Here is a 25626-nt window from a genome sequence, read left to right on the forward strand (position 1 = left end):
GCCGTGGCGGGCAGGGTCAAGGACGAGGACATCGCGTTGGTCCGCGACCGGACCTCGATCGCGGACATCATCAACGAGACCGTGACGCTGCGCTCGGCGGGCGGCGGCAACCTCAAGGGCCTGTGCCCGTTCCACGACGAGAAGACCCCGTCGTTCACCGTGTCACCCGCCCGAAATGTCTATTTTTGCCACGGCTGCGGGGCTGGTGGTGACGCCATCAAGTTCCTGATGGACGCCGAGCACCTGACCTTTCTGGAGTCCGTCGAGCGGCTCGCCGGCCGGGCCGGCCTCCAGCTGCGATACGACGAATCGGGCTTCAAGAACGAGGGTCCGCGCCAGCAGCCCGGCCAGAAACAGCGGCTGATCGCGGCGCACGCGGCCGCCGCCGAGTTCTACCAGGAGCAGCTGACCACGCCCGGCGCCCGCAAGGCCCGCGAGTTCCTGGCCCAGCGCGGCTTCGGCCGCGACGCCGCCGAGCGGTATGCCTGCGGCTTCGCCCCCGACGGCTGGGACCTGCTCACCAAGCACCTGCGGCAGCAGGGCTTCACCGCCGACGAGCTGACCGCCGGTGGCCTGGCCAAGCCGGCCCGCTCCGGCTCGCTCATCGACCGGTTCCGCCGCCGGCTGCTCTGGCCGATCCGGGACCTGACCGGCGACGTGATCGGCTTCGGGGCGCGCAAGCTGTTCGACGACGACGACGGCCCGAAATATCTGAACACCCCGGAGTCGCCGCTCTACAAGAAGTCGCACGTGCTCTACGGCATCGACCACGCCAAGCGGGAGATGGCCAAGCAGGGCCGGGCGGTCATTGTCGAGGGCTACACCGACGTGATGGCCTGCCACGAGGCCGGCGAGCCGACGGCCGTGGCCACCTGCGGCACGTCGTTCGGCATCGATCACATCGCCGTGCTGCGCCGGCTGCTGATGGACAGCGACAGCTTCACCGGCGAGATCATCTACACCTTCGACGGGGACGCGGCCGGGCAGAAGGCGGCGCTGCGGGCGTTCGAGGAGGATCAGCGCTTCGTCGGGCGCACCTTCATCGCGGTCAGCCCGGACAACATGGACCCCTGCGAGCTGCGGCTGGCCCGGGGCGACCTGGCGGTCCGCGACATGATCGCGAGCCGGGAGCCGCTGGTCGACTTCGCGCTGCGGCAGACCCTGTCGCGCTTCGACCTGGACACCGTCGAGGGACGGGTCGAGGCGATGCGCCGGGCCGCGCCGCTGGTGGCCAAGATCAAAGACCGGGAGAAGCGCCCGGAGTACGCCCGCAAGCTCGCCGGCGACCTCGGCATGGACCTGGAGCCGGTGCAGCGCGCGGTGGCCGCCGCCTCGTCGCCGGAGCAGTCCGGCGCGCCCACCCCGCGCAAGCCGGTCGACAGCCCACAGCGCCTGGTGGAACGCGAGGCGCTGAAGCTGGCCCTGCAATATCCGGTGCTGGCCGGCCCGATGTTCGACGCGCTGGGCACGGAGTGCTACGGCGATGACGTCTTCCAGGGCATTCGCAAGGCGATCGCGGCCGCCGGCGGCACCACGACGGCCACCGGCGGCGCCGGCTGGATCGAATCGGTCCGCGACGCCTGCGACGACCTGGGCGGCAAGGCCCTGGTCGGCGAGCTGGCGGTGGTCCCGCTGCACGTCGACGGCGAGGCCGATCTGCGGTACGTCCAGGTGACGCTGGCCCGGTTGCAGGTCGGCGCGGTCACCACCCGGATCAAGGAACTGAAGTCCAAGGTGCAGCGGATCAACCCGGTCGCGCACAGGGACGAGTATCTGGCCCTGGCCGGGGAGCTCTTCTCGCTCGAACAGCACGCTCGCGCCCTGCGCGACCAAGCGGCAGGTGGATTGTGAGTCTCTTTCGTCGGCGTCCCAAGCTTCCCGCCGCGCTGCGGCCGGCCCTCGAGGCGGAGGAGCGCGTCCTGGCGTGGGCCTTCGTCGGTGAGCCGGGCGAGCAGGTGCTGATCGCCACCAACCGGGGCCTGTGGCTGCCCGGCGGCGGCCGGCTGGGCTGGCACGAGATCCACAAGGCGGCCTGGTCCGGCCGCGAGCTGCTGATCACGCCGGCCGAGGTGGCCCAGGAACGCGACGGATATGCGGTGCTGGTCGACGCGCCGGTGCGGGGCTTCCTGCTGCTGGCGCCCGGTGAGCTGCCCGACCAGGTGCGCAGCCGGGTGACGCGCTCGGTCGCATACACGTCACACCACCCGCTGCCGCCGCACGGCGGGGTCCGGGTGGTCGGCCGCCGGGTCAGCGGGGTCGACGGCCTGAGCTGGGCGGTCCGGTACGACGCCAAGACCGCCGTGAACGCCGAGCCGATCGTCGAGGTCACCGATCAGCTGGTCGGTTCGGCGCGGGAGGCGACCACCCCGCCGGCCTGAAATCCGGGAGATTTTTGTCAGACCCCCTCACTAGGGTCCCGGGGGTGACACTCATTCACGCCCGGGGGCTGGTCAAGAGGTTCGGCGACTTCACCGCGGTCGACGGCATCGACGTCGACGTGCGGCGCGGCGAGGCGTTCGGCTTCCTGGGCCCCAACGGCGCGGGCAAGAGTTCCACCATGCGCATGATCGGCTGTGTCTCACCGCCCACCGACGGCGTGCTGCGCATCCTCGACCTGGATCCCCGGCGGGACGGCCCGGCGATCCGCGCCCGGCTGGGCGTCTGCCCCCAGCTCGACAACCTCGACCTCGACCTGACCGTCCGGGAAAATCTCACCACCTACGCCCGTTTCTTCGGCATCCCCCGCAAGGTCGCCCGGGCCCGCGCCGCCGAGCTGCTCGACTTCGTCCAGCTCACCGAGCGCGCCGACAGCAAGGTCGAGCCGTTGTCCGGCGGCATGAGACGCCGGCTGACGATCGCCCGCGCGCTGGTCAACGAGCCCGAGATCGTGCTGCTCGACGAGCCCACCACCGGCCTCGACCCGCAGGCCCGCCACCTGGTCTGGGAGCGCCTGTTCCGGCTCAAGCAGCAGGGCGTGACGCTGGTCCTGACCACCCATTACATGGACGAGGCCGAGCAGCTCTGCGACCGCCTGGTGGTGATGGACGGCGGCCGGATCGTCGCGGAGGGCTCACCCCGCGCCCTGATCGAGCGATATTCGACCCGCGAGGTCGTCGAGCTGCGCTTCAACGCGGAGTCGCAGGAGGTCTTCGCGGGCAAGCTGACCGGCGTGGGGGAGCGCGTGGAGGTCCTGCCCGACCGCATCCTGCTCTATGTCACCGACGGCGACGAGGCGGTGGCCGAGGTGCAGCGCCGGGCGCTGAGCCCGGCCGGCGTGCTGGTCCGCCGCAGCAGCCTGGAAGACGTCTTCCTGCACCTGACGGGCCGGACCCTTGTCGATTGAGGCCACCCGCAGCCGGGCGACGCGGCGGGGCATGACCCGAGCCGTCTTCGAATACCACCTGGTCAGCTACCGGCGGGTCTGGCGGGGCAGCGTGCTGTCGTCGTTCGTGCTGCCGCTGCTGACCATGGTCGGCTTCGGCGTGGGCGTCGGGGCCTATGTCACCGGCGGCGTCGAGGGGGTGCCCTACCTGGACTGGATGGTGCCGGGCCTGATCGCCTCCACGGCCATGCAGATCGCCATCGGCGAATCGACCTGGCCGGTGCTGGGTGGCTTCGAGTGGCGGCGGATCTACTTCGGGCAGTCGGCCGCCCCGCTGCGCGTCGCGGACATCCTCGACGGGCATCTGGCGTTCGCCGTGTTCCGCACGCTGACCAGTTGCGGGGCGTTCCTGCTTGTCGCTGCGGCGTTCGGCACGACGCACTCGTGGTGGGCGCTGGCGATCCTGCCGATCGCGGGCCTGGTCGGCCTGGCGGTGGCCACCCCGACCTTCGCGTATGCGTCGACGATCCGCACCGACAGCTATCTGGCCGTGCTGTTCCGCCTCGGGGTGATCCCGATGTCGCTGTTCTCCGGGGTGTTCTTCCCGGTCGAGTCGCTGCCGGGCGCGCTGCGCTGGATCGCCTACGCGCTGCCGCTGTGGCACGGCGTCGACCTGAGCCGGGCCGCCACGCTGGGCGTCGCGCCGGCCTGGTCGCCGGCCGGGCACGTGCTCTATCTGGCGCTGTGGGCGGGCGTCGGCTGGCTGCTGGCCTACCGGCAGTTCGCCCGCCGGCTTGTGGTGTGAGAGGCGTGAGTGGCGTGAGGGGACTGCTGAGATGGTGACTCTGCTGCTGCCGCGGCTGGTCTCGTTCGAGGGCGCCGGGCGGCGTTCGGCGTCGGTGGTCGAGCGCAACGTGGCGTCGCTGCAGCCGTCGTACTGGCTGGTGATGGCCTCGGGCTTCCTGGAACCGGTGCTCTACCTGTTCTCGATCGGGATCGGGGTGGGCAGCCTGGTCGGCGACCTGACGCTGCCCGACGGCCGGGTGATCGACTACGCGGCGTTCGTCGCACCGGCGATGCTCGCCTCGTCGGCGATGACCGGCGCGCTGGCGGAGACGACCTTCAACTTCTTCGGGAAGATGAAGTTCATGAAGCTGTACGACGGGATGCTGGCCACCCCCGTACGGCCGATCGAGATCGCGATGGGCGAGCTGGCCTGGGCGATGATCCGCGGCAACATCTACGCGGCGGCGTTCCTGGTGGTCATGGTGGCGATGGGCCTGACCACGCCGGGCCTGGCGGTGGGCGCGTTCGGGGCGGCGGTGCTGGTGGGTTTCGCCTTTGGCGCCGTCGGCATGTCGCTGTCCACGTTCATGCGCAGCTGGCAGGACTTCGACCTGATGTCCTCGGCCCAGTTCGCGCTGTTCCTGTTCTCCGGCACGTTCGTCCCGGCGCAGGCATATCCGTCGGTGCTGCGCTGGGTGGTCGAGGTGACGCCGCTGTACCGCGCGGTCGACCTGATCCGCGCGGTCACGACCGGCGCGGTGGGCTGGGTCCAGGCGCTGGACGTGCTCTACCTGCTGGCGCTGGTCGCGCTCGGCCTGACAGTGGCGGGCCGCCGGATGGAAAAGCTGCTCTGCCGGTAGCTGAAAGGTCGCTGAGATCCGGTGGTTAGCCGGCCATGACAGCGGGCACCACCCCAGGCATGAAGTTGCGCAAGGACAAGGACACGACGGGAGAGGCCGCGGACAAGGCCCGCCACGACGTGACGAGTGTCCGGACGAGCGAGGACAAGGCCACCGATCTGGCCGCGCCCGGCCCCGGCGCCGGCCCGGACAGCCCCGCGCAGCTGCAGGCCAGGGGCGTGTTCGCCGCGCTCAGGCGCACGTTCAAGCAGTTCTCCGAGGACAACGTCACGGACTGGGCCGCCGCGCTCACCTACTACGGGGTGCTGTCCATCTTCCCGGGCCTGCTGGTGCTGGTGTCGATCCTCGGCCTGCTCGGCGACGACGGCAAGCAGACCGTGCAGGACACCGTCGGCGAGATCGCGCCGAACCAGCTCAAGGATCTCCTGAACCAGGTGATCAGCCAGGTCTCGGGCTCGGGCGCCGCCGGTCTCGCGGCGATCCTCGGCCTCGCGGTGGCCTTCTGGTCGGCGTCCGGCTACGTCGGCGCCTTCATGCGCGCCTCGAACGCGATCTACGACGTGCCCGAGGGCCGGCCGATCTGGAAGACCCTGCCGATCCGGCTCGGTGTCACCGCAGTCATCGGCGTGATGCTGATCCTCGCGACGGTCATCGTGGTCTTCACCGGTGACCTCGCCCAGGCGGTCGGCGACACCATCGGTCTCGGCTCGGCGGCCGTCACCACCTGGAACATCGCCAAGTGGCCGGTCCTGGTCATCCTGGTCAGCCTGATGTTCGCGATCCTCTACTGGGCCTCGCCGAACGCCAGGACGGGCGGCTTCCGCTGGGTCAGCCCGGGCGGCGTCTTCGCGGTCGTGATCTGGATGCTCGCCTCCGGCGCCTTCGCGGTATACCTGGCGAACTTCGCCGACTACAACAAGACGTACGGCACGCTCGGTGGCGTCATCGCCTTCCTGGTCTGGCTGTGGATCTCGAACATCGCCATCATGACCGGCGCCGAGTTGGACGCCGAACTGGAACGGGGCCGGGCGATCGCCGCCGGTCACCCGGCCGACGACGAGCCGTTCCTGCAGCTGCGTGACGACCGCAAGCTCAAGAAGGGCAGCGAGAAGGGCCTGAGCACCGACTAGCGAGCCGGCGCGGTTCGGCCGGACTTACGGAGTCCGCTGCCCCCGAGGAACGGGTGACGAGGTGGCCACCGAGCGCGGTGACTTTTGAATCAGACGACAAAAGTTTGCGGGGATCATCGAGAAGGTATGGACTAGCGCGCCGGAAGGGCCCTAGTGTGACGGGCGTGACACCGTCCCGTTTCGGCGGTGTGAACGGCCGGAGGTGCCCGTGCACGTCATCGATGCCCCCCATCTGCGCCTGTTGCGCCTGCTGCGGGACGAGGGTCCGATCTCCCGGGCGGAGCTCGGTGATCGGCTCGATCTGACCCGTCCCCGCCTGCTCGCCGAGGTCGAGCGGCTCGTCGCCGCCGGCTACATCGCCGAGGCCGGGATGGCCGCCTCGCGGGGTGGCCGGCGCTCCACCCTCGTCGAGTTGCAGCCGCGGCTGCGCTTCGCCGCCGTCGACCTCGGCGCCAGCTCCATCGACGTCGAGGTCACCAACGGCCGACTCGAGCCCGTCGCGGCGTACCAGGAGGGCGCCGACATCCGGTCCGGGCCGAAAGCCATCCTGCACCGGGTCAACGAGTTGCTCGCCAAGGCCCGCACCGACGGCGCCTACGACCGGCTCGATGCCGTCGGCATCGGCGTTCCCGGGCCGGTGAGCTTCCGCGACGGTGTGCCCGTCTCGCCGCCGATCATGCCGGGCTGGGACCGCTATCCGGTGCGTGAGCTGCTCGCCCGCGAGCACGGTTGCCCGGCCGTGGTGGACAACGACGTGAACATCATGGCCATCGGGGAGCGGCACGGCGGGGTCGCCCACTCCGTGGACGACTTCCTCTTCGTCAAGATAGGCACGGGCATCGGCTGCGGGATCCACCTCGGCGGCGGTGTCTACCGGGGAGTGGACGGCTGCGCGGGCGACATCGGTCACATCCAGGTCGACGCGCACGGGCCGATGTGCTCGTGCGGCAACGCCGGTTGCCTGGAAGCGCTGTTCAGCGGCGCGGCCCTGGCCCGGGACGCCGGCGCGGCGGCCCGCAGCGGCGATTCACCGGCGCTGGCCGAACGGCTCGCGGCCAACGGCGAGATCGGCGCCCGCGACGTGGCCGAGGGCGCCGCCGAGGGCGACGTCATCTGCATCCGGCTGATCCGCGACGGCGGCCGCCGGGTCGGTGCGACGCTGGCCACGCTGGTGAGCTTCGCGAACCCGTCGATGATCGTCATCGGGGGCGGGCTCGCCCAGCTCGGCCACATCCTGCTCGCCGAGATCCGCAGCGTGGTCTACCGCCGCTCCCTGCCGCTGGCCACCGGCAACCTGCCGGTCGTGCTCAGCGAACTGGGCGCCCGAGCCGGCGTCAGCGGCGCGGCGGTCCTGGCCAGCGACACGGCCTTCGAGCAGGCGTCATGACCGCCCCCGAACCGGCCCGCGACGACCTGCCCGCCGCCGAGGTCACCCCGCCGGCGGAGGCCACCGCTGACGGCTCCCCGGGCGGCTCCACCGTGCCGCCCGGGGCAGCCGTTCCCGCTCAGCGCGACGGCGACGCCGAGCGCGACGGCATCGGCGAGGTGGTGCTCCGCCTGGACGGCGTCGTCAAGACGTTCCCCGGCGTGCGGGCGCTCGACGGCGTCCAGCTCGAGGTCCGGGCCGGCGAGGTGCACTGCCTGCTCGGCCAGAACGGCGCCGGGAAGTCCACTCTCATCAAGGTTCTCGCCGGGGTGCACCACGCCGACGAGGGCGAGGTCACCTGGCTGGGTGAGTCCTTCGCCCCGGCCAGCCCGCAGGCCGCGATGCGGGCCGGGATCGCCACGATCTACCAGGAGCTCGACCTCGTCGATGATCTCTCCGTCGCCGAGAACGCCTTCCTCGGCCACGAGGAGAGCCGGGGCGGCTTCCTGCGCCGGCGCTCCACCGCGCACCGGACCAGGGAGATCCTGGCCCGGCTCGGGCACGACCACATCTCCCCGCGCCGCCTGGTCCGGTCGCTGCCCGCGGCCGGCAAACAGATCGTCAGCATGGCCCGCGCGCTCTCGCACGACGCCCGGCTGATCGTGATGGACGAGCCCAGCGCCGTGCTCGCCCACGACGAGGTCGAGAACCTCTTCCGGATCATCCGCGAGCTGACCTCGCACGGCATCGCGGTCATCTACATCTCGCATCGGCTGGAGGAGATCCGCGACATCGGCGACCGGGTCACCGTGCTCAAGGACGGCCGGACCACCGCCGCCAACCTGCCGGCGCGCAGCACGCCGACCCGGGAACTGGTCAGCCGGATGACCGGGCGGACCATCGAGTACGTCTTCCCGCCGCGCGAGGCGAAGACCGGCACCACCCCGCTGCTGGCGGTCGACGGGCTGACCCGCGCGGGCGAGTTCGCGGACGCGTCGCTGACCGTCAAGGCGGGCGAGATCGTCGGCATCGCGGGGCTGGTCGGCTCGGGCCGCTCGGAGCTGCTGGAGACCATCTTCGGGGCCCGGCGGGCGGACAGCGGCACGGTCACCCTGAACGGCAAGCGGATCACCACGATCGGCGGCGCGGTCAAGGCCGGCATGGGCATGGCCCCGGAGGAGCGCAAGAGCCAGGCGCTGCTGCTGGACGAGCCGATCTATCGGAACATGACGCTGGCCACCTTCGCCGGCTTCGCGCGGGGCGGCTTCACCGACGCCGGCAAGGAGCGGTCGGCGGCCGCGCAGACCGCCGAATCCCTGGAGCTGCGCCCGCGCGACGTGAGCCGCCCGGTCCGCACCCTCTCCGGCGGCAACCAGCAGAAGGTCGTCGTGGGCCGGTGGCTGCTCGGCGGAACCAAGCTGCTGCTGCTCGACGAGCCGACCCGCGGCGTGGACGTCGGCGCCCGGGCCGAGCTCTACCAGGTCATCCAGGATCTCGCCGCCGGCGGTGTCGGCGTGCTGCTGGTCTCCAGCGAGGTCCCCGAGGTGCTCGGTCTGGCCGACCGGGTCCTGGTCATGCGCGAGGGGCACCTGATCCACGAGGCGCCCGCGAGCGAGATCGACGAAGCCACAGTTCTTGATCTCGTCATGGCGGGATCTCTGATGGAAGGGGAGCCGGCATGACCGCCTGCACCGAGCGTCGCCTCCCGGCGGCCGGCAACGGCCGGGACCGCGAGGGCCAGAAGGGCATGCCAGAGGGAGGCACAGCATGACCGCCTGCACCGAGCGTCGCCTCCCGGCGGCCGGCAACGGCCGGGACCGCGAGGGCCAGAAGGGCATGCCAGAGGGAGGCACAGCATGACCGATCAGACGACCAAGGCGAGCCTGCCGGCGCAGAGCCCGCCGGTCGACCCGCCGCAGCCCGGCAAGAGGCTGTCGCCGGCCGACTGGTTCAAGGGCGACGGCGCGGAGCCGCTGCGCCGCAACCTCGGCCTGATCGGCGTGCTGGTGATCCTGGTGATCATCGGCGCCGTCACCCGGCCCGAGCTGTACGGCGACGCCACCTGGGTGAAGAACAACACCTTCACGATCCTCCAGCAGGCCTCCGCGATCGGCGTGGTCACCGTCGGCATGACGTTCGTGATCATCGGTGGCGGCATCGACCTGTCGGTGGGCGCGATCATCGCGGTGGCCGGCGTCTGGTCGACGACGCTGGCGACGCAGAGCTACGGCACCCTCGGCATGATCTTCACCGCCGTCGTGGTCGGGATCGTGGTCGGCCTGATCAACGGCGTGCTGATCTCGTACGGCCGGCTGGTGCCCTTCATCGCGACGCTGGCCATGATGGTCGCGGCCCGCGGCGTGGCGGCGCAGATCTCCGGCAAGCAGACCCAGGTGTCGACGAACACCACGATCAACGACATCGCCAGCACCCGGCCGCTCGGCATCCCGCTGCTGGTCTACATCCTGGCGCTGGTCGTGGCGGCGGGCTGGGTGCTGCTCAACCGCACCACGTTCGGCCGCCGCACGGTGGCCGTCGGCGGCAACCCGGAGGCCGCCCGGCTGGCCGGCATCAACGTCAAATTCCACACCGTGCTGCTGTACGCGCTCTCCGGCCTCTGCTGCGGCATCGCGGCGGTCATGCTGACGTCCCAGGCGACCAGTGCGCAGGCCGCCATGGCGAACCTTTACGAACTGGACGCGATCGCTGCGGCGATCATCGGTGGCACGCTGCTCAGCGGCGGCCGCGGCACCATCATCGGCGCGCTCTTCGGTGTGCTGGTCTTCTCCACCATCACCAACCTCTTCGCGATCAACAACCTTTCCACCGAGGCCCAGAACATGGTCAAGGGCGGCATCATCGTCGCGGCCGTGCTGGTCCAGCAGTTCCGCTTCCGCTCCCTCACCCAACTCCTCGGGCGCAAGCCCATTTCCTGACCCAGCCCCCCACACTTCAGGCGACCGGCAACGGCCGCCCGGTCAACCCTGGGAGAAAAACGATGTCCGACCTTTCCCGTCGCCGCATTCTCTTCGGCGGTGCCGCTCTCGGCGCCGGCGCCCTGCTCACCGCCTGCACCAGCAACACGCCGCAGGAGAACACCCAGGTCAACACCGGTAACGAGGAGGCGAACCCGAACGCCGCCCCGGGCCAGAAGGTGATCATCGGCTTCTCCGCGCCGGCCGCCGACCACGGCTGGATCGCGGCCATCACCAACAACGCCAAGGCTCAGGCCGCCGCCTACTCCGACGTGGAGCTCAAGGCCGTCGAGGCCGGTGCGGACGCCGCCACCCAGCGGGCGGCGCTGGCCACCCTGATCGCGCAGAAGCCGAACGTGCTGGTGATGCTGCCGCACGACGGCAAGGAGCTGAACGCCGTCGGGCTGGAGGCCATGCGGGCCGGCATCCCGGTGGTCAACCTGGACCGGGCGTTCCCGGACCGGGCCGCGTACCGGCTGCAGATCAAGGGCGACAACTTCGGCATGGGCATCGCCGCCGGCACCTACATCGCCGAGCAGCTCAAGGCCAAGAACGTGGCCAACCCGATCATCGGCGAGATCCCCGGCATCGACTCGCTGGAGCTGACCCAGGAGCGGTCGAAGGGCTTCGTCGCGGCCCTGGCGAGCTTCGGCTTCAAGGTGGCCAACCGGCGGCCGGCCGACTTCACCGCCGACGGCGGCCAGAAGGCCGCGACCGACCTGCTGCAGGCACTGCCGAAGATGGACGCCCTCTGGAACCACGACGACGACCAGGGCATCGGCGTGCTCGCCGCGATCAACCAGGCGAGCCGCAAGGACTTCTTCATGGTCGGCGGCGCCGGCTCGAAGGCGGCCATCGACGCGATCACCGCCGGCAACAGCGTGCTGCAGGCGACGGTGACCTACAGCCCGTCGATGGCCTCGTCGGCGATCTCCCTGGCCCGCCTGATCGGCCAGAACAAGGGCATGTCCGACCTGGTTGAGCTCCAGGTGCCCAAGGAGATCACCCTCGCCTCCGAGACGATCACCAAGGAGAACGCCGCCCAGTACGCCAAGCTCGGCTTCTGAGCGGGTCCGTCCACTTTGTCGTAGAAGGAGATCACATGGGGCAGCTGCGGGTCGGCATGGTCGGGTACGCGTTCATGGGCGCCGCGCATTCACAAGCGTGGCGAACCGTCAACCGCGCCTTCGACCTGCCGCTGTCGGCACGGATGTCGGTCGTCTGCGGCCGCGACGAGGAAAAGGTCGCGGCCGCGGCGGCGAAGTTCGGCTGGGAAGGCCACGCCACCGACTGGCGTGCGGTCGTCGAGCGGGACGACATCGACCTGGTCGACATCTGCACGCCGGGAGACACCCATCGCGAGATCGCGCTCGCCGCGCTCGCCGCGGGCAAGCACGTGCTCTGCGAGAAACCCCTGGCCAATTCGGTGGCCGAGGCCCGGGAGATGGCCGGGGCCGCGGCACAGGCACAAACCCGGGGGGTACGGGCGATGTGCGCGTTCAACTATCGCCGGGTCCCCGCGGTCACGCTGATGCGCCAGCTGGTGGCGGACGGCCGGATCGGCACCATCCGGCACGTCCGGGCGGTCTACCTGCAGGACTGGATCGTCGACCCGGAGTTCCCACTGGTCTGGCGGCTGCGCCGGGACGTCGCGGGCTCCGGCGCGCTGGGCGACATCGGCGCACACATCGTCGACCTGACCCAGTTCGTCACCGGCCAGTCGATCACCGGTGTCAGCTCCCTGACCGAGACCTTCGTCAAGGAGCGGCCGCTGCCCATCGCGGCGGCCGGGCTGTCGGCCGAGGGCAACGGCAGCGCGGGCCGCGGGCAGGTGACAGTGGACGACGCCGCGCTGTTCCTGGCCCGGCTCGACGGGGGAGCGATCGCCACCTACGAGGCGACCCGCTTCGCGACCGGCCGCAAGAACGGGCTGCGGGTGGAGCTGAACGGCTCGCTGGGCTCGCTGGTGTTCGACTTCGAACGGATGAACGAGCTCGAGTTCTACGACGCCGCGCTGCCCACGACCGAGCAGGGCTTCAGCCGGATCATGGTGACCGAGGCGGATCACCCGTACATGGCGGCGTGGTGGCCGCCGGGTCACCCGATCGGTTACGAGCACACGTTCACCCATGAGTTCCGTGACCTGATCGAGGCGATCGCCGCCGAGCAGGATCCGACGCCCTCGTTCGCCGACGCGCTGCAGGTGCAGCTCGTCCTCGACGCGGTCGAGCGTTCGGCGGCCGCGTCGGCCTGGGTCGACGTGGAATCCGCGCTGGCGGCCGTCTGAGCCTGCCCGCGGCGGAAAACAGAATGTAACCCCGACTGAGCCGGCCCGCGGCGGAAAACAGAATGTAACCCCGAAGGGGGAATGCCTCCGCAGCACGCCGCGAGGGACGAACCGGTTGCGCCCCGGGTCGTCGGGCGTGCGACGGAGCGGCTGTCCGGCATCGACCGACCGGGTTCCCGGCCGGTGCCGGACAGCCGCGGGACATCCGCACGTGTGATCGTCTCGTGCGTGTCCGAGTGTGCAATTGATGAACAGATAACGCTCTCTACGGTGGTGTGTCGAGTTGCCCCGCGGAGAGACCATAGGCAGCTCATGGCGGGCGGTGGCATCGGCGCGGGCCGATGCCGCCGCCCTTTGTGGATCAGGTCTACGCCGGTCATGGCGTCGCACGGCGCGTACGACGCTGATCCGGCAGGCGGTCGAGTCTCGTATCCGAGGGCAGACAACCCACGGATGGAGGCGTCATGGCATCCCGTCGGTCCGCCACGGCGGCATCGGAATCTCGCAGCGATGTGGTCCATACTGGACGCTGCACGAACCGATGCACGTGCGAATGCACCGGTGACGCCCCGCCCCAGGAGGGATTCTGATGCGTCTGCGCCACCACTCGGGCCGGGTCGTCCACTTGAGCCACGGCATCAACGAGCGGCCCGCCCGGGATCTCCCGGCCGTCGTCGAGCACCTCGACGTGTACGCCGCCGTTCGTGACCAGCTGGCCGTGGAGACCCTGGGGGTGAGCCTCTGGCTCCCGCCCACCCTCGCCGCCGCCCTCGCCATCGATACGCGCTCCCGCACCCGGCTGCGTGCCGAGATCGCAGCCCGCGGGCTCGAGATCGTCACGTTGAGCGGAGTGGCGTACGCCGAGGGCGGCGACGAGGCCCCCGAGGTGCCCGACTGGAGCAGCCCGGCCCGCCTGGAATACACGCTCGACCTGGCCCGGATCCTCACCGACCTGCTGCCCGAGGACGCCGTGCGCGGCGCGGTGACCACCACCGGCCTCGGCCCGCGGGACGGCTGGGACGAGGGTAAGGGCAGGGCGAGCGCCCGGATCCTGTCCCGGCTCTCGGCCGGCCTCGCGGAGGTGGCCTGGAGCACCGGCCGGGCGGTCCGCGTCGGCTTCCAGCCCGAGCCGGGCTTCGTGCTCGACGACACCGCCTCGATCGTCGAGGCCTTCGGCCGGCTCGACCGCGAACGCCTCGGCGTCAGCCTCGACCTGTGCAACCTCGCCTGCACCTGGCAGGACCCGGCCGCCGCCCTGGTGCAGTTCGCCGCGGCCGGCATCTCGGTCATCCGGGTCCGGATCGCCGCGGCGCTGGAGGCCACCCAGCCGGTCGCGGCCGCGGCGGCCCTGCGCGGGTATGTGGCACCGGGGCACCCGCACCAGGTCACCAACCCCGCCGGGGAACGCGTGGCAGACCTGTCCCAGGCGCTCGACGACCTCCCGCCCGGCCCGTGGCGGGTGCGCTGCCACGTCCCGCTGCACAGCACGCCCCCGGCGCCGCTGACCGCCACCACCAAGGTCTGGCAGTCGGCGCTGCGGCACCTGACGGGCGGCGAGCACCCCGGCACTGAGTACCTCGCCGTGGAGTCTTCGGCTGAGGGCGCCAGCGCCGAAATCGCGTACGCGAAAAGCGCCTTGGGGGAGCTGGGCCTCTCGCCGCCGGCCGAGGCCTGCGCCGCACGATGATGGCAGGGCTTTCGCGGCCGAGTCCGCGGCTCTAGAGTCGGTGCTGGCACCGCCGCGACGGGCGGGCCAGGCCGGGAGGCGCAAACCCGGCCCGGCCGCGACGCCCCGACCGGTTGTGCCACCGGCCCGCCGCCCTCGCGCGGGCCACCGGAACCCTCTTCGTGCACCAGCGAACAGGGAGTTTGACAATGGCGCGACCCATCACGCTCTTCACCGGCCAGTGGGCGGACCTGCCGTTCGACGAGGTCTGCCGGCTCGCCTCCGAATGGGGCTACGACGGCCTGGAGATCGCCTGCTGGGGCGATCACTTCGAGGTGGACCGGGCGCTGGCCGAGGACGACTACGTCGACCGCAAGCGCGAGCAACTCGCGAAGCACAACCTGAAGGTCTTCGCGATCTCCAACCACCTGGTCGGCCAGGCGGTCTGCGACCACCCGATCGACGAACGGCACCAGGAGATCCTGCCCGCGGCGATCTGGGGCGACGGCGAGGCCGAGGGGGTGCGCGGCCGGGCCGCCGAGCGGATGAAGGACACCGCCCGCGCCGCCGCTCGCCTGGGCGTGGACACCGTGATCGGCTTCACCGGCTCCTCGATCTGGCACACCGTGGCCATGTTCCCGCCGGTGCCGCCGGCCATGATCGAGCGCGGCTACCAGGACTTCGCCGACCGGTGGAACCCGATCCTCGACGTCTTCGACGCCGAGGGAGTGCGATTCGCGCACGAGGTGCACCCCAGCGAGATCGCGTACGACTACTGGACCACCCGCCGCACGCTCGACGCGATCGGGCACCGGCCGGCGTTCGGGCTCAACTGGGACCCGTCCCACTTCGTCTGGCAGGACCTCGACCCGGTCAACTTCATCCTCGAGTTCGCCGACCGGATCTACCACGTCGACTGCAAGGACGCGAAGGTCCGTACCGGTGACGGCCGCCGCGGCCGGATGGCCTCCCACCTGCCCTGGGCCGACCTGCGCCGGGGCTGGGACTTCGTCTCGACCGGGCACGGCGACGTGCCCTGGGAGGACTGCTTCCGGGCGCTGAACGCGATCGGCTACTCCGGGCCGCTGTCGATCGAGTGGGAGGACGCCGGCATGGACCGCCTCGTCGGCGCCCCGGAGGCGCTGCAGTTCGTCCGCCGGCTCGCCTTCGACGCGCCGAGCGCGGCCTTCGACGCGGCCTTCTCGTCGTCGTCCTGAATCACCTCGGACATGCCAAGGCCCGGCCCACAATGTGGGGGCCGGGCCTTGAGCGGCGGTACGTCAGTAGGTCGTACCGGTGCCGTTGGACGACGACGGCGTCCCGGCGCTGCTGCTCGTGAGGGTGCTGTCGGAGGTGCTGGTGGTGCTGGCCGACTGCAGCTTCTCGCCGAGCTTGGACTGGTTGAGCTTGTCCTTGCCCTCGGTGTAGAGCTTGTTGGCCTGCGCCTGGGCGACGCCGGCGGCCTCCTGGACCGTCGGGTGCTCCCACACCTTCTTGGCGTTGGCCGTGATCTCCTCGTACTTCTCCCGGCCGGCACGGCTGCCCAGGACGAAGCCCGCCGCGAGACCCGTGATGAACATGAGCTTTCCGCGCATGGCGGCTCCTTCCGTTCGGTGACGCTCGTGCGTCTGACAACTGCATACCCATCCTGCCCCGCAGTCATGCCCCCGGCCGGTGTTTCATCCCGTAGCGCTCCGCCCGGCGTGCCGGGGTCACCCGTTTACGCCTGAGGGCCGCAGTCATGTATTGTCGTTTCGGTCGCCACGACACACCGCGAGAGCGGGGGGTTGAGGTGGCAGTTCGATCCCCTGTAGCTCAATTGGCAGAGCAGCCGGCTGTTAACCGGCAGGTTATTGGTTCGAGTCCAATCGGGGGAGCTCACGCTCCAGCTCCACATCGCGCGTCCGGCACCCGCCGGGCGCGCTTCTTCTTTCTCCTGCCCCCGGTCCGGTCCGCCGTTAAGCTGAGGTCTGCGTTGTTTGTCCTCCAGTGAGGTGTGCCCGTGTCGCAGCCCGTATCGGTGGACGTCGTCATCGTCGGCGGCGGACTCGCGGGACTAGCCGCTGCCCGGCGCCTGGACCGCGCCGGGGTGAACTGGCTGCTGGTGGAGGCGACAGACCGGATCGGCGGCCGGGTGGCCACCGACGTGGTGGACGGCTGGCGGCTCGACCGGGGCTTCCAGGTGCTCAACACGGCATATCCGCGGGTGCCCGCGCTGGTCGACATCGACGCCCTGGACATGCGCTATTTCACCCCGGGCGTGCTCGTCCGCCGCGGCTCCCGGCTGCACCGCCTGGAAAATCCGCTGCGCGACCCGCGCTCGACGACCAAGACGCTGACCTCCGGGGTGGGCTCGCTGGCCGACCGGCTCAGGTTCGCGGCGCTGGCGACCCGCTACGCGACGTACCCGCCGGCCCGGCTGCTGGACGCCCCGGAGGTGACAACCCAGGAGGCGCTGCGCCGAGCGGGCCTCTCGCACCAGATGATCGAGGAGGTGCTGCGGCCGTTCCTGTCCGGGGTCTTCGCCGACCGCGCCCTCGACACGTCCAGCCACGTGCTGGCGATGGTGCTGCGCTCGTTCGCCCGGGGCCGGATCGGAGTCCCTGCGGGAGGCATGGCCACCCTGCCGGCGGCGGTGGCGGGCCCGCTGCCGTACCCGCAGCTGCTGGTCGGCGCCCGGACCCTGTCGGTCGGCCCGGGCCTGGTGGTGACGGACGGCGGCGAGATCCACTGCCGCGCGCTGATCGTGGCGACGGACCCGGCAACGGCGGCGACCCTGCTGCCCCGCCTCCCGGCACCGGACATGCGCGGCCTGACCACGTACTACTTCGGTGCCGACCAGGCACCGCTCGACGAACCGACCCTGCTGCTGGACGGCGACCGCCGCGAGATCGTGGCCAACACCGTCGTGATGTCCAACGCGGCCCCGGAATACGCCCCGGCGGGCAAATCCCTGATCGCGGCGTCCTCGGTGGGCGTCTCGGCCCCGTCCGGAGCCTCGGAGGCGGTGATCCGGGTGGAACTGGCCCGGATGTACGGCGTCCCGACCGACGACTGGGAGCTGCTGAACGTGATATCCCTGCCCCACGCGCTCCCGGCGGCGAACGTCCCACAGGCCAGGCTGCGCAAACCGGTGGCGCTGGGGGAAGGCTTGTTCGTGGCGGGCGACCACCGCGACAGCCCGTCGATCCAGGGGGCGCTGGCCAGCGGCTGGCGCACGGCCGGCGCGGTCCTGGCATCGTTGGGCGCCAGGGTCTCGTCGCAGCCGATCTGACGGTTCTGCGCCTTCCGGCGGTGCTGGGGCGGAAAAGTAGCCGTTACCATGGCGACGGCGAAGATCGGTAGCTCGGAGTTGAACTGCCGGGATAGGATCGCCGCCGGTACGGGGCGGTAGCTCAGTGGGTTAGAGCAGGGGACTCATAATCCCTCGGTCGCGGGTTCGAGTCCCGCCCGCCCCACAAGTGCGTCGCCGCGCGAACCGAGCGAGGTCGCGTGGGCTTCGCCTGGTGTCCTGCGACGGCGCAAGCCTTTCGTTTTTTTCGAATATCGGTATGCTGGGGTCATGGCCAGCACACTTCGTGAACGGACCGTTCTGCCGCCCGATGATCCGTCGGACATGGTCCGGCTTGCTCGCGGTTTGGCCCGGGTCACAGCTCCGGCTCAGGCGAGGCTTGTCGGCCCTGACGGCTCGCAGATTGACATCCCTGTCGAGTTGTACGGCGTGCTGCGTGACGTGGTGGTGGCACTGTCTGAAGGGCTGGCCATCACCATCGCCCCACACAACACGATGCTGACCACCCAGGAAGCCGCTGACCTGCTCAATGTTTCCCGACCGACCCTGGTCCGGCTGCTGACCGACGGCGAGATCGCACACACCATGCGCGGCCGGCACCGGCGGGTGCTGCTGCGTGACGTCCTCGACTATCGGGAGCGGACCCGCCAGGAGCGTCGGCAGGTACTGGACCAGATGACCGCCGACGCCGAGGAAGACGGGCTCTACGAGGCCACATCCACGCCGAGACGGACCAGGTGAGGGCCGGCGTCCGTGGCCTTCCCCGCCTTCCTCGACACCTGCGTCCTCTACCCGGCTTACCTCTGCGACACCCTGCTGCGACTCGCCGAGGCCGAGGCGTTCCGTCCGTTGTGGTCCGCTGATGTCCTCGCTGAGCTTCGCCGTAATCTGATCGAGCGGGGTCTCGGTCCCGACCGGGTCGATCGGCGGATCGCGCAGATGAGCCGATCGTTCCCGGACGCTGCCGTGACCGGTTACGAATCGCTCGTCGGCGGGATGACCAACGACCCGAAGGACCGGCACGTACTTGCCGCCGCAGTCCGGGCGAATGCCGAGGTCGTGGTCACCTTCAACCTTGCTGATTTTCCTGACCCGGCACTCAAGCCGTTCGATATCAGCGCGATCCATCCGGATGACTTCCTGCTGGACCAACTCGATCTCTATCCCGGTGTGACGGTGGAGGTCCTGCGCCAGCAGGCAGCTTCCTACAAGCGTGAGCCAACTACCGTGCCCGGCGTTCTCGTGCTGCTCGAGCGTGGCGGCGTGCCGCGGTTCGCGGCCGAGGTTCGCCGGCATTTGTGACATCGTGTCACCGATGCGGCCGGGCGTCATGCCGGGCCTCGCTGACCGCGAGGGCCAGCGTCAGCCGCCCGTGACCTGGTCAAATGCTCCGGCAGTGGATCACCGGCGACAGTGATATGCGGTTCGCGCAGCGACGCGTCCGGCCACCCATGCTGGCTCCGGGGGCGACCCCCGGATACCCCACGGTGCGGTGGTCGGGCTCCGCGGGCTGGTCGCGGCCGTCGGCGCCCGCCCGCCCTCCTCAATCGGCGCTGGGCGTGGCGGTTTCGCGCAGCCGGCGGTGCAGGAATGCCCGCTCCGGTCCGTTGCCGGCGAGATCGAGCGCCTGCCGGTACGCGTCCGCGGCCTCCGCTGTCCGGCCCAGCCGGCGAAGCAGATCGCCGCGGGCCGCGGGAAGCAGGTGATATCCGGCCAGCCGCCGGTCAGCCGTCAGGGCCTCCAGCAGTGCGAGCCCGGCGGCGGGTCCGTCGACCATGGCGACCGCCACCGCCCGGTTGAGCTCGACCAGCGGCGAAGGCGCCACCGTGCGGAGGACGTCGTACAGGGCGACGATCTGCGGCCAGTCGGTGGTCGCGACGGTCGCCGCCTCGTCGTGCACGGCCGCGATGGCGGCCTGTAACGCGTACGGGCCGGGTTGGCCACCGGTCAGCGCGTTGATCACGAGCCGGCGCCCTTCCTCGATCTTTCCGGCGTCCCATCGGGAGCGGTCCTGGTCGTCGAGCAGCACCAGGTCGCCGCGGACGTCCACCCGCGCGTCGCGGCGGGCGTCGATGAGCAGCATGAGGGCGAGCAGGCCGGATACTTCCCGTTGCCGGGGCATGAGGCGGTGCAGGATCCGGGCCAGCCGCACCGCTTCGTCGGCCAGTTCGGGGCGCATCAGAGCGGGGCCGCTGGTCGCGGCGTACCCCTCGGTGAAGATCAGATAGATCACCCGAAGCACCGCCGGTAGCCGTACCGGCAGCTCGTGGTTCCGGGGCACACGGAACGGGATTCGCGCCTCGCGGATCTTGCGCTTCGCGCGTACGAGTCGTTGGGCCATTGTGGCGTTCGGAGTGAGGAATGCGCGGGCGACCTCCGGCGTGGTGAGGCCACCGAGGCAGTTCAAGGTCAGCGCGGTCTGCGCCTCTACCGCCAGCGCCGGGTGGCAGCAGGTGAAGAAGAGGTGCAGTCGCTCGTCCGGCTCGTCGTCCGGGTCGGCCCAGCCCTGCTCTGGCTCCGGCGGTGGCGGCACATACCGGTCGGCCTCGACCTGCAGCAGGGCCAGCTTCGCCGCCAGCACCTTGTCGCGGCGCAACAGGTCGACCGCCCGGTGGCGGGCCGTGGTCAGCAGCCACGCCGCCGGGCGGTTGGGCACCCCGTCGCGCGGCCACCGCTGCAACGCAGCGGCGACGGCGTCCGAGGCGACCTCCTCGGCCAAATCGAGGTCACCGAGGGTACGGACGAGCGCGGCCAGCAGTCGCCCCCACTCTTCGCGGAAGACCGCTTCGACCGAGTCGGCCGCCGTACCCATCGGTGACCTCCGATATCAGGAGAACTCCATGATCGGCCGCACTTCGACCGACCCGTACTTCGCGCCCGGGCATTTCGCCGCCCAGTCGATCGCCGCGTCCAGATCAGGCACGTCGATCAGGTAGTAGCCGCCCAGGACCTCCCGGGTCTCGGCGAACGGTCCGTCGGTGACCACTCGCTCGCCGTCCTTGATCCGTACGGTGGTGGCCGTCTTGCTGTCCTGCAGAGCCTCCCCGCCCGTGCTGGCCTTGGCCTCGTTGATCGCGTTGCTGTATGCCCAGTACTCGTTCATCACCTTCTCGGCCTCGGCCGGGTCGGGCGCGGCGGTCGATTCCTCGCTGTAGATCAGCAACAGGTAACGCATGGTGGTCTCCCTAGGTCGGGGTGGCTGCCGATTGGCCGCTTCCACCGTGACGACGATCGGGAACGGCGTTATCGACAGCTCCTGCGAGATTTTTCTACCGGACAGGCACCGGCCGCAGGACCCGTCCGGCCAGAAGCCGGCGCCATCAGGCCGCCTCTTCCGGCGGTGCCGAACGCCGTACCGGTCAAACCTGGCTTCGCCGCCGAAGCGCGACGCCACCGCGCGCGCCGGCAGGTATCGGACCAGGTGAGGGCTGGCGGCCGTGGCTTTCCCCGCCTTCCTCCGCTCTCAGCGACCGCCCGGGCCGAGTGGGTCGGCTCGCCGAGGCCAAAGCCGGCGACGGCGTCCTGGTCATCGGCACCACGCGCTTCGTCGGGGAAGGCTTCGACGACCCTGGGCTCGGCGCCATTGTCGCCCGGCGGTTCCGCTCAGGTCGCGCGTGCGGACGAGGCGCGGCGCAGCGACATCAACGCGCCGACGATCACGACCGCGACGACGCTGATGCCGATGCGTACGTAGGAGTGCTCCAGCGGGCCGCCGGCGAACTGCTCGGTCCGGACGAGTCCGTAGAGAACCGAGTGGACCGCAATGGGAACCGCGATATAGGTGATCCACCAGTGGCCACGTGTTTCGGATTTCGACATGCGATAAATTCTGGCGGCTCGGGCAGCCCGGCGAATCTGGCCGTGGTCGGAGATCAACCTCTACCCGAGGTTATAGATTGCTACGGCGCCTTCGCTCTTTTTCTCACGGTTCCTTTCAACGTGGATGTCCGTCGCCCGGCCCGGAAGCTAATCGTCCGGACGGGGCACCCGGACGACCCCGAGGTGCCCACCAAGCGTCCTTACGGCGGTGGTTATTACGTCATGGCCGCCGATCCTACGTAGCCACTGACCGTCAGATGACGCTAGTGGGCGGGAAGTCGTCGCTCTTACGGTTCTCACCACTTGGTGTGGGTCGGGCGACCCGGTCGTCGGCATCCGAAGCACGTTGAGGGAGAACCCTCATGGACCCGATCGACGCCGCCGAGGTCAACGAGGCGCTTCGCGCCTCCTTTCAGCGGCAGCAAGCACTACGACAATCACTGGAGAAGAGTCCACATGCGAATTCGTGTCTCCAAGGCACTCGCTCTGATGGTGACCCTCGCCGTGGCGGGCGGTGTGTCGGTGGCCGGCGCACACGCGGCCCTCGGCGGCGCCCGGAGCAAGCCGAAGCCGACGATCGTGCTGGTGCACGGTGCGTTCGCCGAGTCGGCCAGCTGGAAAGGCGTCATCGAACGGCTCCAACGGCGTGGGTACCAGGTCGTCGCCCCCGCCAACCCGCTGCGTGGCCTGAGCTCGGACGCCGACTACCTACGAACGGTCGTCGACTCGGTGGCGGGACCGGTGGTGCTCGTCGGTCACTCGTACGGTGGCGCGGTGATCACCAACGCCGCCCGGGGTGACGCCGACGTCAAGGCCCTGGTCTACGTCGCGGCCTTCGCTCCCGCCGCCGGCGAGAGCGCCCTTGAGCTGTCCGGCAAGTTCCCGGGCAGCACGCTCGGCGGAACGCTCGCGCCGCTGGCGCTCGGTGACGGGAGCTCGGACCTCTACATCCGGCCGGACCTGTTCCGGCGGCAGTTCGCGGCCGACGTCGCCAAGGACGAGGCGACCCTGATGGCGGTCACTCAGCGGCCGATTCGCGACGCGGCCCTCGGCGAGGTCTCGGGTGTGCCTGCCTGGGCCGGCACGCCGTCCTGGTTCCTGCTGGCCGGGGCGGACCTCAACATCCCGGTCCGGGCGCAGCGGTGGATGGCCGCTCGGGCCGGCTCGCGCGGGACCGTGGAGATCGCGAAGGCGTCACACGCGGTCGGTGTCTCGCACCCCGGGCCGGTGGCGGACCTCATCGTCCGGGCGGCGACGGCTCGCTGACCTGATCCGGACGGGGTCGCCCGACCCGCCGACGACCCCGGTCGTCACCGCGGCAGCCGACGTGGTGCGCGACGAGGCGAGGCCTACGCCGCGAATTCCGCCGGGCCGGCGTTCCGGTGACCGTGACGCGCTGATGACTTCCCGCACGATGAGGAGAACGACTATGCCCGCCAACCCGCACAACCTGGCCCTGGAACCTGCCGCACAGGCGTTCGTGGAGGCCACCGCCGACCCGCCCTACCTCTACCAGCTCCCGCCGGACGAGGGCCGCAAGGCCGTGGCCGAGGCGCAGAGCGGTGAGATCGACATGCCGGCGGTGGACGACGAGTGGCTGACGATCGACGGCGGGACCGCCGGGGACGTACGGATCCGGATCGTGCGCCCGGCCGGCGCCACCGGCCGGCTCCCGGTGATCCTCTATATCCACGGCGCCGGCTGGGTTTTCGGGGACGCGAACACCCACGACCGTCTCGTCCGGGACCTGGCCGTCGGTACCCACGCCGCAGTCGTGTTCCCGGAGTACGACCGGTCACCGGAAGCCCACTACCCGGTAGCGATGAACCAGGCGTACGCCGTCGCGAAGTGGATCACTCTGAACGGGGCCACGCACCGGCTCGACGCCGGCTACATGGCGGTCGCCGGCGACTCGGTCGGCGGCAACATGGCCGCCGCGGTGACGATGCTGGCCAAGTTCCGCGGCGATACGTCGTTCGTCGGCCAGGTGCTGTTCTATCCGGTTACCGATGCCGCGTTCGACACCGCCTCGTACCACCAGTTCGCCGAGGGTTATTTCCTCACCCGCGAGGCCATGAAGTGGTTCTGGGACCAGTACACCACCGACGAGTCGCAGCGCGGGCAGGTCACCGCGTCACCGCTGCGCGCGACCGCGTCGCAACTGGAGGGCCTGCCGCCGGCTCTCGTCATCACCGCGGAGGCGGACGTGCTGCGCGACGAGGGCGAGGCGTACGCGGCCAATCTGCGGGCCGCCGGCGTGCCGACCACGGCTGTCCGCTATGGCGGCACGGTTCACGACTTCGTCATGCTCAACGCGCTGCGCGACACCTGTGCCGCCAAGGCCGCGATCGCTCAGGCTTGCGGTTTCCTGCACTCCGTCCTGTACGTCGGCACACGGCAGCGCTTCGCGGCCTCACTCTGATCCGCCGCGCCCGGTGCCCGGCCGGATCCTCGCCGAGCTGCCGCCGGGTAGCTTCGCGGCCTCGTTCTGATCCCGCGGCGCCCGGTGCCCGGCCGATCCTCGCCGAACTGCCGGTGGGTCGCTTCGCCGCCGGGCGGGGGGCATCGAGAACCCGGTGAATCCCGGCCTGAACCCGGTGGGGTCGGCAGGCCTAAGTGGTCGGTTGCCGGCCCGGGCGTCGACCGCCCTGGCCGGCAGCCACGGCCTTTCCTCGCGGGGCGAGACCGGCCAGCAGACCGGCCAGCAGGCCGGGGACGGCGAAGCCGTAGAAGCCGGCCTGGGCAGCGAAGCCGTCGGTCAGCAGCCAGCCGCCGTACAGCGGGCCGAGGACGCCGCCGAAGCGTCCGATACCCAGCGCCAGACCGAGGGCCTTACCGCGCAGCAGCGTCGGATATGAGGCCGCGATCAGGGCGTTCACCAGGAACTGGGCGGTGACCAGGCCGGCGCCGACGAGGGCCGTCAGGCCGTAGCCGACCGGCACCGGGGGTGCCTGGGCGAGCAGGACCAAGGCAACGGCCCCGGCGGTGTAGGACAGCAGAATGGCCGGCCGGGCACCGAAGCGGTCGGCGAGCCTGGGCGACGTCGCGGAGCCGACGATCACGCCGAGGTTCAGCACGACCAGGAAGCCCAGGGACGTGCCGAGAGAGTAACCGGCACGGGTCATCAGCACGGGCAACCAGGTATAGGCGCCGAAGAGGACGAGCAGGCTCAGGAAGGTCACCGTCAGGAACGCCACTGTCGTTGCGGCGTGGTCGCGGGCGAACAACAGTCGCCACGAATCCGGCGGGGACTTCCGGTGCGCGGTGCGGTCGCGGCGGGTCGCCAGGTAGTCGGCAGACTCCGGCAACCAGCGCAGCAGCGCCGGGAGGAGTACGACGGCCGGGAGCGCACCGAGAAGGAACAGGCCACGGAACCCCTGCCCGCCGAGGGTCAGGGCGGCCAGCGCGCTGCACAAACCGCCGTAGCCGATGCCGCTGAAGGCCAGACCCTGGTAGAGGTTGCGGTGCTGAGTCGGGGCGTATTCGGAGACGAGCGCCGCCGCAGTCGGCAGCAACACCCCGGCGCCGAGCCCGACCACCAGACGCCCCGCGCCGAAGACCGCGGCCGTCGGCGCCGCGCCGCAGAGCAGCATCCCGGCACTGACCATCACCAGCCCGGTCAGCAGCACCGGGCGGCGGCCGCGACGGTCGGCCCAGAAACCCGCGGTCAGCGCGCCGAGCAGCATCCCTACCAGGGCGACAGATCCCAACACGCCGACATCGGCCCGGCTCAGGTCCCAGCCGGATGTCCGCACCAGCACGGGCACCGCGGCCCCGAAGACGACGATGTCGTAGCCCTCGAGCGCGAGGACGGCGCCACAGAGCACCAGTACGAGCGTCCGCTGCCGCGGTGAGTCCGTGTGATCGGTGACTCTTGCTGCCTTGCTCACGGTGTACCCCGTCAACTCGCTGGCCCCCCACAGCCTGGCATGAGGACGAGCCTCCCGCGTAGATGATCTTGAAGCAAGTTCCCGGGTACGGCCGGCACCGGGGGTGCGGCCGTACCGCGAAATTGGTCACGGTCCGTTGTCGCGACTGCGTCGTGGGGGAGGGTTCCGTTAATGTGCACCGAGAAATCCGTGACGTTTCATGTTGCGTGAGCGGTTGCGGCTGAGCAGGGGAT

Annotated in this window: 23 protein-coding genes and 2 tRNA genes; 20 read left to right on the forward strand and 5 right to left on the reverse strand. The window is 70.5% G+C overall.

Features of this window, described 5'->3' with window-relative positions; all coding sequences use genetic code 11:
* Nucleotides 1–3 precede the first annotated feature (3 nt).
* The 13 genes from dnaG to DMB66_RS12320 all read left to right on the forward strand — a co-directional run bounded on the left by dnaG (nt 4) and on the right by DMB66_RS12320 (nt 15609).
* Nucleotides 4–1851, forward strand: coding sequence for a DNA primase (dnaG, locus tag DMB66_RS12260; RefSeq protein ID WP_125804179.1), 1848 nt, complete (start codon nt 4–6; stop codon nt 1849–1851).
* A complete protein-coding gene (locus DMB66_RS12265) occupies nt 1848–2378 on the forward strand; it encodes a hypothetical protein (RefSeq protein WP_125804180.1) in 531 nt (176 codons plus the stop codon). The genes dnaG and DMB66_RS12265 overlap by 4 nt, the downstream gene beginning before the upstream one ends.
* Nucleotides 2379–2422: 44 nt before the next feature.
* The gene (locus DMB66_RS12270; protein ID WP_125804181.1) at nt 2423–3343 is read left to right on the forward strand and encodes an ABC transporter ATP-binding protein; all 921 of its coding nucleotides are present in this window, start codon (nt 2423–2425) and stop codon (nt 3341–3343) included.
* A 31-nt stretch (nt 3344–3374) separates the two neighbouring features.
* Nucleotides 3375–4127, forward strand: coding sequence for an ABC transporter permease (locus tag DMB66_RS12275; RefSeq protein WP_125804182.1), 753 nt, complete (start codon nt 3375–3377; stop codon nt 4125–4127).
* Between the two features lie 31 nt (nt 4128–4158).
* Nucleotides 4159–4968: an ABC transporter permease gene (locus DMB66_RS12280; RefSeq protein WP_125804183.1), complete on the forward strand. Its 810-nt coding sequence runs from the start codon at nt 4159–4161 to the stop codon at nt 4966–4968.
* Nucleotides 4969–5027: 59 nt separating this feature from the next.
* On the forward strand, nt 5028–6098 hold the full coding sequence (locus tag DMB66_RS12285) for a YihY/virulence factor BrkB family protein (protein ID WP_125804184.1): 1071 nt from the start codon (nt 5028–5030) through the stop codon (nt 6096–6098).
* A gap of 208 nt (nt 6099–6306) precedes the next feature.
* A complete protein-coding gene (locus DMB66_RS12290) occupies nt 6307–7485 on the forward strand; it encodes an ROK family transcriptional regulator (protein ID WP_125804185.1) in 1179 nt (392 codons plus the stop codon).
* A gap of 158 nt (nt 7486–7643) precedes the next feature.
* Nucleotides 7644–9146, forward strand: a complete 1503-nt coding sequence (locus tag DMB66_RS12295) for a sugar ABC transporter ATP-binding protein (RefSeq protein ID WP_233624505.1) — start codon at nt 7644–7646, stop codon at nt 9144–9146.
* A 174-nt stretch (nt 9147–9320) separates the two neighbouring features.
* The gene (locus tag DMB66_RS12300) at nt 9321–10400 is read left to right on the forward strand and encodes an ABC transporter permease (protein WP_125804187.1); all 1080 of its coding nucleotides are present in this window, start codon (nt 9321–9323) and stop codon (nt 10398–10400) included.
* Nucleotides 10401–10462: 62 nt separating this feature from the next.
* Entirely contained in the window at nt 10463–11506 is a 1044-nt protein-coding gene (locus DMB66_RS12305; protein WP_125804188.1) for a substrate-binding domain-containing protein, read from the forward strand.
* A 35-nt stretch (nt 11507–11541) separates the two neighbouring features.
* A complete protein-coding gene (locus DMB66_RS12310) occupies nt 11542–12726 on the forward strand; it encodes a Gfo/Idh/MocA family protein (RefSeq protein ID WP_125804189.1) in 1185 nt (394 codons plus the stop codon).
* Nucleotides 12727–13315: 589 nt separating this feature from the next.
* Nucleotides 13316–14413: a xylose isomerase gene (locus DMB66_RS12315; protein WP_125804190.1), complete on the forward strand. Its 1098-nt coding sequence runs from the start codon at nt 13316–13318 to the stop codon at nt 14411–14413.
* Between the two features lie 188 nt (nt 14414–14601).
* A complete protein-coding gene (locus DMB66_RS12320) occupies nt 14602–15609 on the forward strand; it encodes a sugar phosphate isomerase/epimerase (RefSeq protein ID WP_125804191.1) in 1008 nt (335 codons plus the stop codon).
* Between the two features lie 63 nt (nt 15610–15672).
* Here the strand turns inward: DMB66_RS12320 and DMB66_RS12325 are convergent, their stop codons facing one another.
* Nucleotides 15673–15987, reverse strand: a complete 315-nt coding sequence (locus tag DMB66_RS12325) for a hypothetical protein (RefSeq protein ID WP_125804192.1) — start codon at nt 15985–15987, stop codon at nt 15673–15675.
* 209 nt (nt 15988–16196) lie between these two features.
* Here DMB66_RS12325 and DMB66_RS12330 point away from each other — a divergent pair.
* From DMB66_RS12330 to DMB66_RS12350, 5 genes are all read left to right on the forward strand, one after another.
* Nucleotides 16197–16269 (forward strand) — tRNA-Asn (locus tag DMB66_RS12330).
* Between the two features lie 125 nt (nt 16270–16394).
* Nucleotides 16395–17666, forward strand: a complete 1272-nt coding sequence (locus tag DMB66_RS12335) for an NAD(P)/FAD-dependent oxidoreductase (protein ID WP_125804193.1) — start codon at nt 16395–16397, stop codon at nt 17664–17666.
* A gap of 110 nt (nt 17667–17776) precedes the next feature.
* Nucleotides 17777–17850: transfer RNA gene (locus DMB66_RS12340), tRNA-Ile, on the forward strand.
* A gap of 263 nt (nt 17851–18113) precedes the next feature.
* On the forward strand, nt 18114–18425 hold the full coding sequence (locus DMB66_RS12345; protein ID WP_233624499.1) for a helix-turn-helix domain-containing protein: 312 nt from the start codon (nt 18114–18116) through the stop codon (nt 18423–18425).
* Nucleotides 18426–18437: 12 nt separating this feature from the next.
* Nucleotides 18438–18986: a PIN domain-containing protein gene (locus DMB66_RS12350; RefSeq protein WP_125804195.1), complete on the forward strand. Its 549-nt coding sequence runs from the start codon at nt 18438–18440 to the stop codon at nt 18984–18986.
* Between the two features lie 241 nt (nt 18987–19227).
* On the opposite strand, the gene DMB66_RS12355 is transcribed toward DMB66_RS12350, so the two are convergent.
* The 3 genes from DMB66_RS12355 to DMB66_RS12365 all read right to left on the reverse strand — a co-directional run bounded on the left by DMB66_RS12355 (nt 19228) and on the right by DMB66_RS12365 (nt 21560).
* Complete coding sequence (locus DMB66_RS12355; protein WP_125804196.1) at nt 19228–20496, reverse strand: RNA polymerase sigma factor; 1269 nt, start codon at nt 20494–20496, stop codon at nt 19228–19230.
* A 15-nt stretch (nt 20497–20511) separates the two neighbouring features.
* Nucleotides 20512–20859 carry a YciI family protein gene (locus tag DMB66_RS12360; RefSeq protein ID WP_125804197.1) on the reverse strand — a complete coding sequence of 116 codons (348 nt, stop codon included), beginning with the start codon at nt 20857–20859 and terminating at the stop codon, nt 20512–20514.
* Between the two features lie 428 nt (nt 20860–21287).
* Nucleotides 21288–21560, reverse strand: a complete 273-nt coding sequence (locus DMB66_RS12365) for a hypothetical protein (RefSeq protein ID WP_233624500.1) — start codon at nt 21558–21560, stop codon at nt 21288–21290.
* A gap of 399 nt (nt 21561–21959) precedes the next feature.
* On the opposite strand from DMB66_RS12365, the gene DMB66_RS12370 reads away from it, so the two are divergent.
* Together DMB66_RS12370 and DMB66_RS12375 are read left to right on the forward strand one after the other, a co-directional pair.
* Nucleotides 21960–22769, forward strand: a complete 810-nt coding sequence (locus DMB66_RS12370) for an alpha/beta fold hydrolase (protein WP_125804199.1) — start codon at nt 21960–21962, stop codon at nt 22767–22769.
* 163 nt (nt 22770–22932) lie between these two features.
* Nucleotides 22933–23925 carry an alpha/beta hydrolase gene (locus tag DMB66_RS12375; RefSeq protein WP_125804200.1) on the forward strand — a complete coding sequence of 331 codons (993 nt, stop codon included), beginning with the start codon at nt 22933–22935 and terminating at the stop codon, nt 23923–23925.
* A 190-nt stretch (nt 23926–24115) separates the two neighbouring features.
* Here the strand turns inward: DMB66_RS12375 and DMB66_RS12380 are convergent, their stop codons facing one another.
* The gene (locus DMB66_RS12380) at nt 24116–25393 is read right to left on the reverse strand and encodes an MFS transporter (protein WP_158647217.1); all 1278 of its coding nucleotides are present in this window, start codon (nt 25391–25393) and stop codon (nt 24116–24118) included.
* Nucleotides 25394–25626: the final 233 nt, after the last annotated feature.

This window comes from Actinoplanes sp. ATCC 53533, assembly GCF_003947245.1.

Excerpts from the sequence above, each read along its gene's own strand:
- DMB66_RS12275 (WP_125804182.1), top strand. The coding sequence starts at position 3,375 with ATGACCCGAGCCGTCTTCGAATACCACCTGGTCAGCTACCGGCGGGTC.
- DMB66_RS12280 (WP_125804183.1), top strand. The coding sequence starts at position 4,159 with ATGGTGACTCTGCTGCTGCCGCGGCTGGTCTCGTTCGAGGGCGCCGGG.
- DMB66_RS12285 (WP_125804184.1), top strand. The coding sequence starts at position 5,028 with ATGAAGTTGCGCAAGGACAAGGACACGACGGGAGAGGCCGCGGACAAG.
- DMB66_RS12300 (WP_125804187.1), top strand. The coding sequence starts at position 9,321 with ATGACCGATCAGACGACCAAGGCGAGCCTGCCGGCGCAGAGCCCGCCG.
- DMB66_RS12305 (WP_125804188.1), top strand. The coding sequence starts at position 10,463 with ATGTCCGACCTTTCCCGTCGCCGCATTCTCTTCGGCGGTGCCGCTCTC.
- DMB66_RS12310 (WP_125804189.1), top strand. The coding sequence starts at position 11,542 with ATGGGGCAGCTGCGGGTCGGCATGGTCGGGTACGCGTTCATGGGCGCC.
- DMB66_RS12315 (WP_125804190.1), top strand. The coding sequence starts at position 13,316 with ATGCGTCTGCGCCACCACTCGGGCCGGGTCGTCCACTTGAGCCACGGC.
- DMB66_RS12320 (WP_125804191.1), top strand. The coding sequence starts at position 14,602 with ATGGCGCGACCCATCACGCTCTTCACCGGCCAGTGGGCGGACCTGCCG.
- DMB66_RS12325 (WP_125804192.1), bottom strand. The coding sequence starts at position 15,987 with ATGCGCGGAAAGCTCATGTTCATCACGGGTCTCGCGGCGGGCTTCGTC.
- DMB66_RS12355 (WP_125804196.1), bottom strand. The coding sequence starts at position 20,496 with ATGGGTACGGCGGCCGACTCGGTCGAAGCGGTCTTCCGCGAAGAGTGG.
- DMB66_RS12360 (WP_125804197.1), bottom strand. The coding sequence starts at position 20,859 with ATGCGTTACCTGTTGCTGATCTACAGCGAGGAATCGACCGCCGCGCCC.
- DMB66_RS12370 (WP_125804199.1), top strand. The coding sequence starts at position 21,960 with ATGCGAATTCGTGTCTCCAAGGCACTCGCTCTGATGGTGACCCTCGCC.
- DMB66_RS12375 (WP_125804200.1), top strand. The coding sequence starts at position 22,933 with ATGCCCGCCAACCCGCACAACCTGGCCCTGGAACCTGCCGCACAGGCG.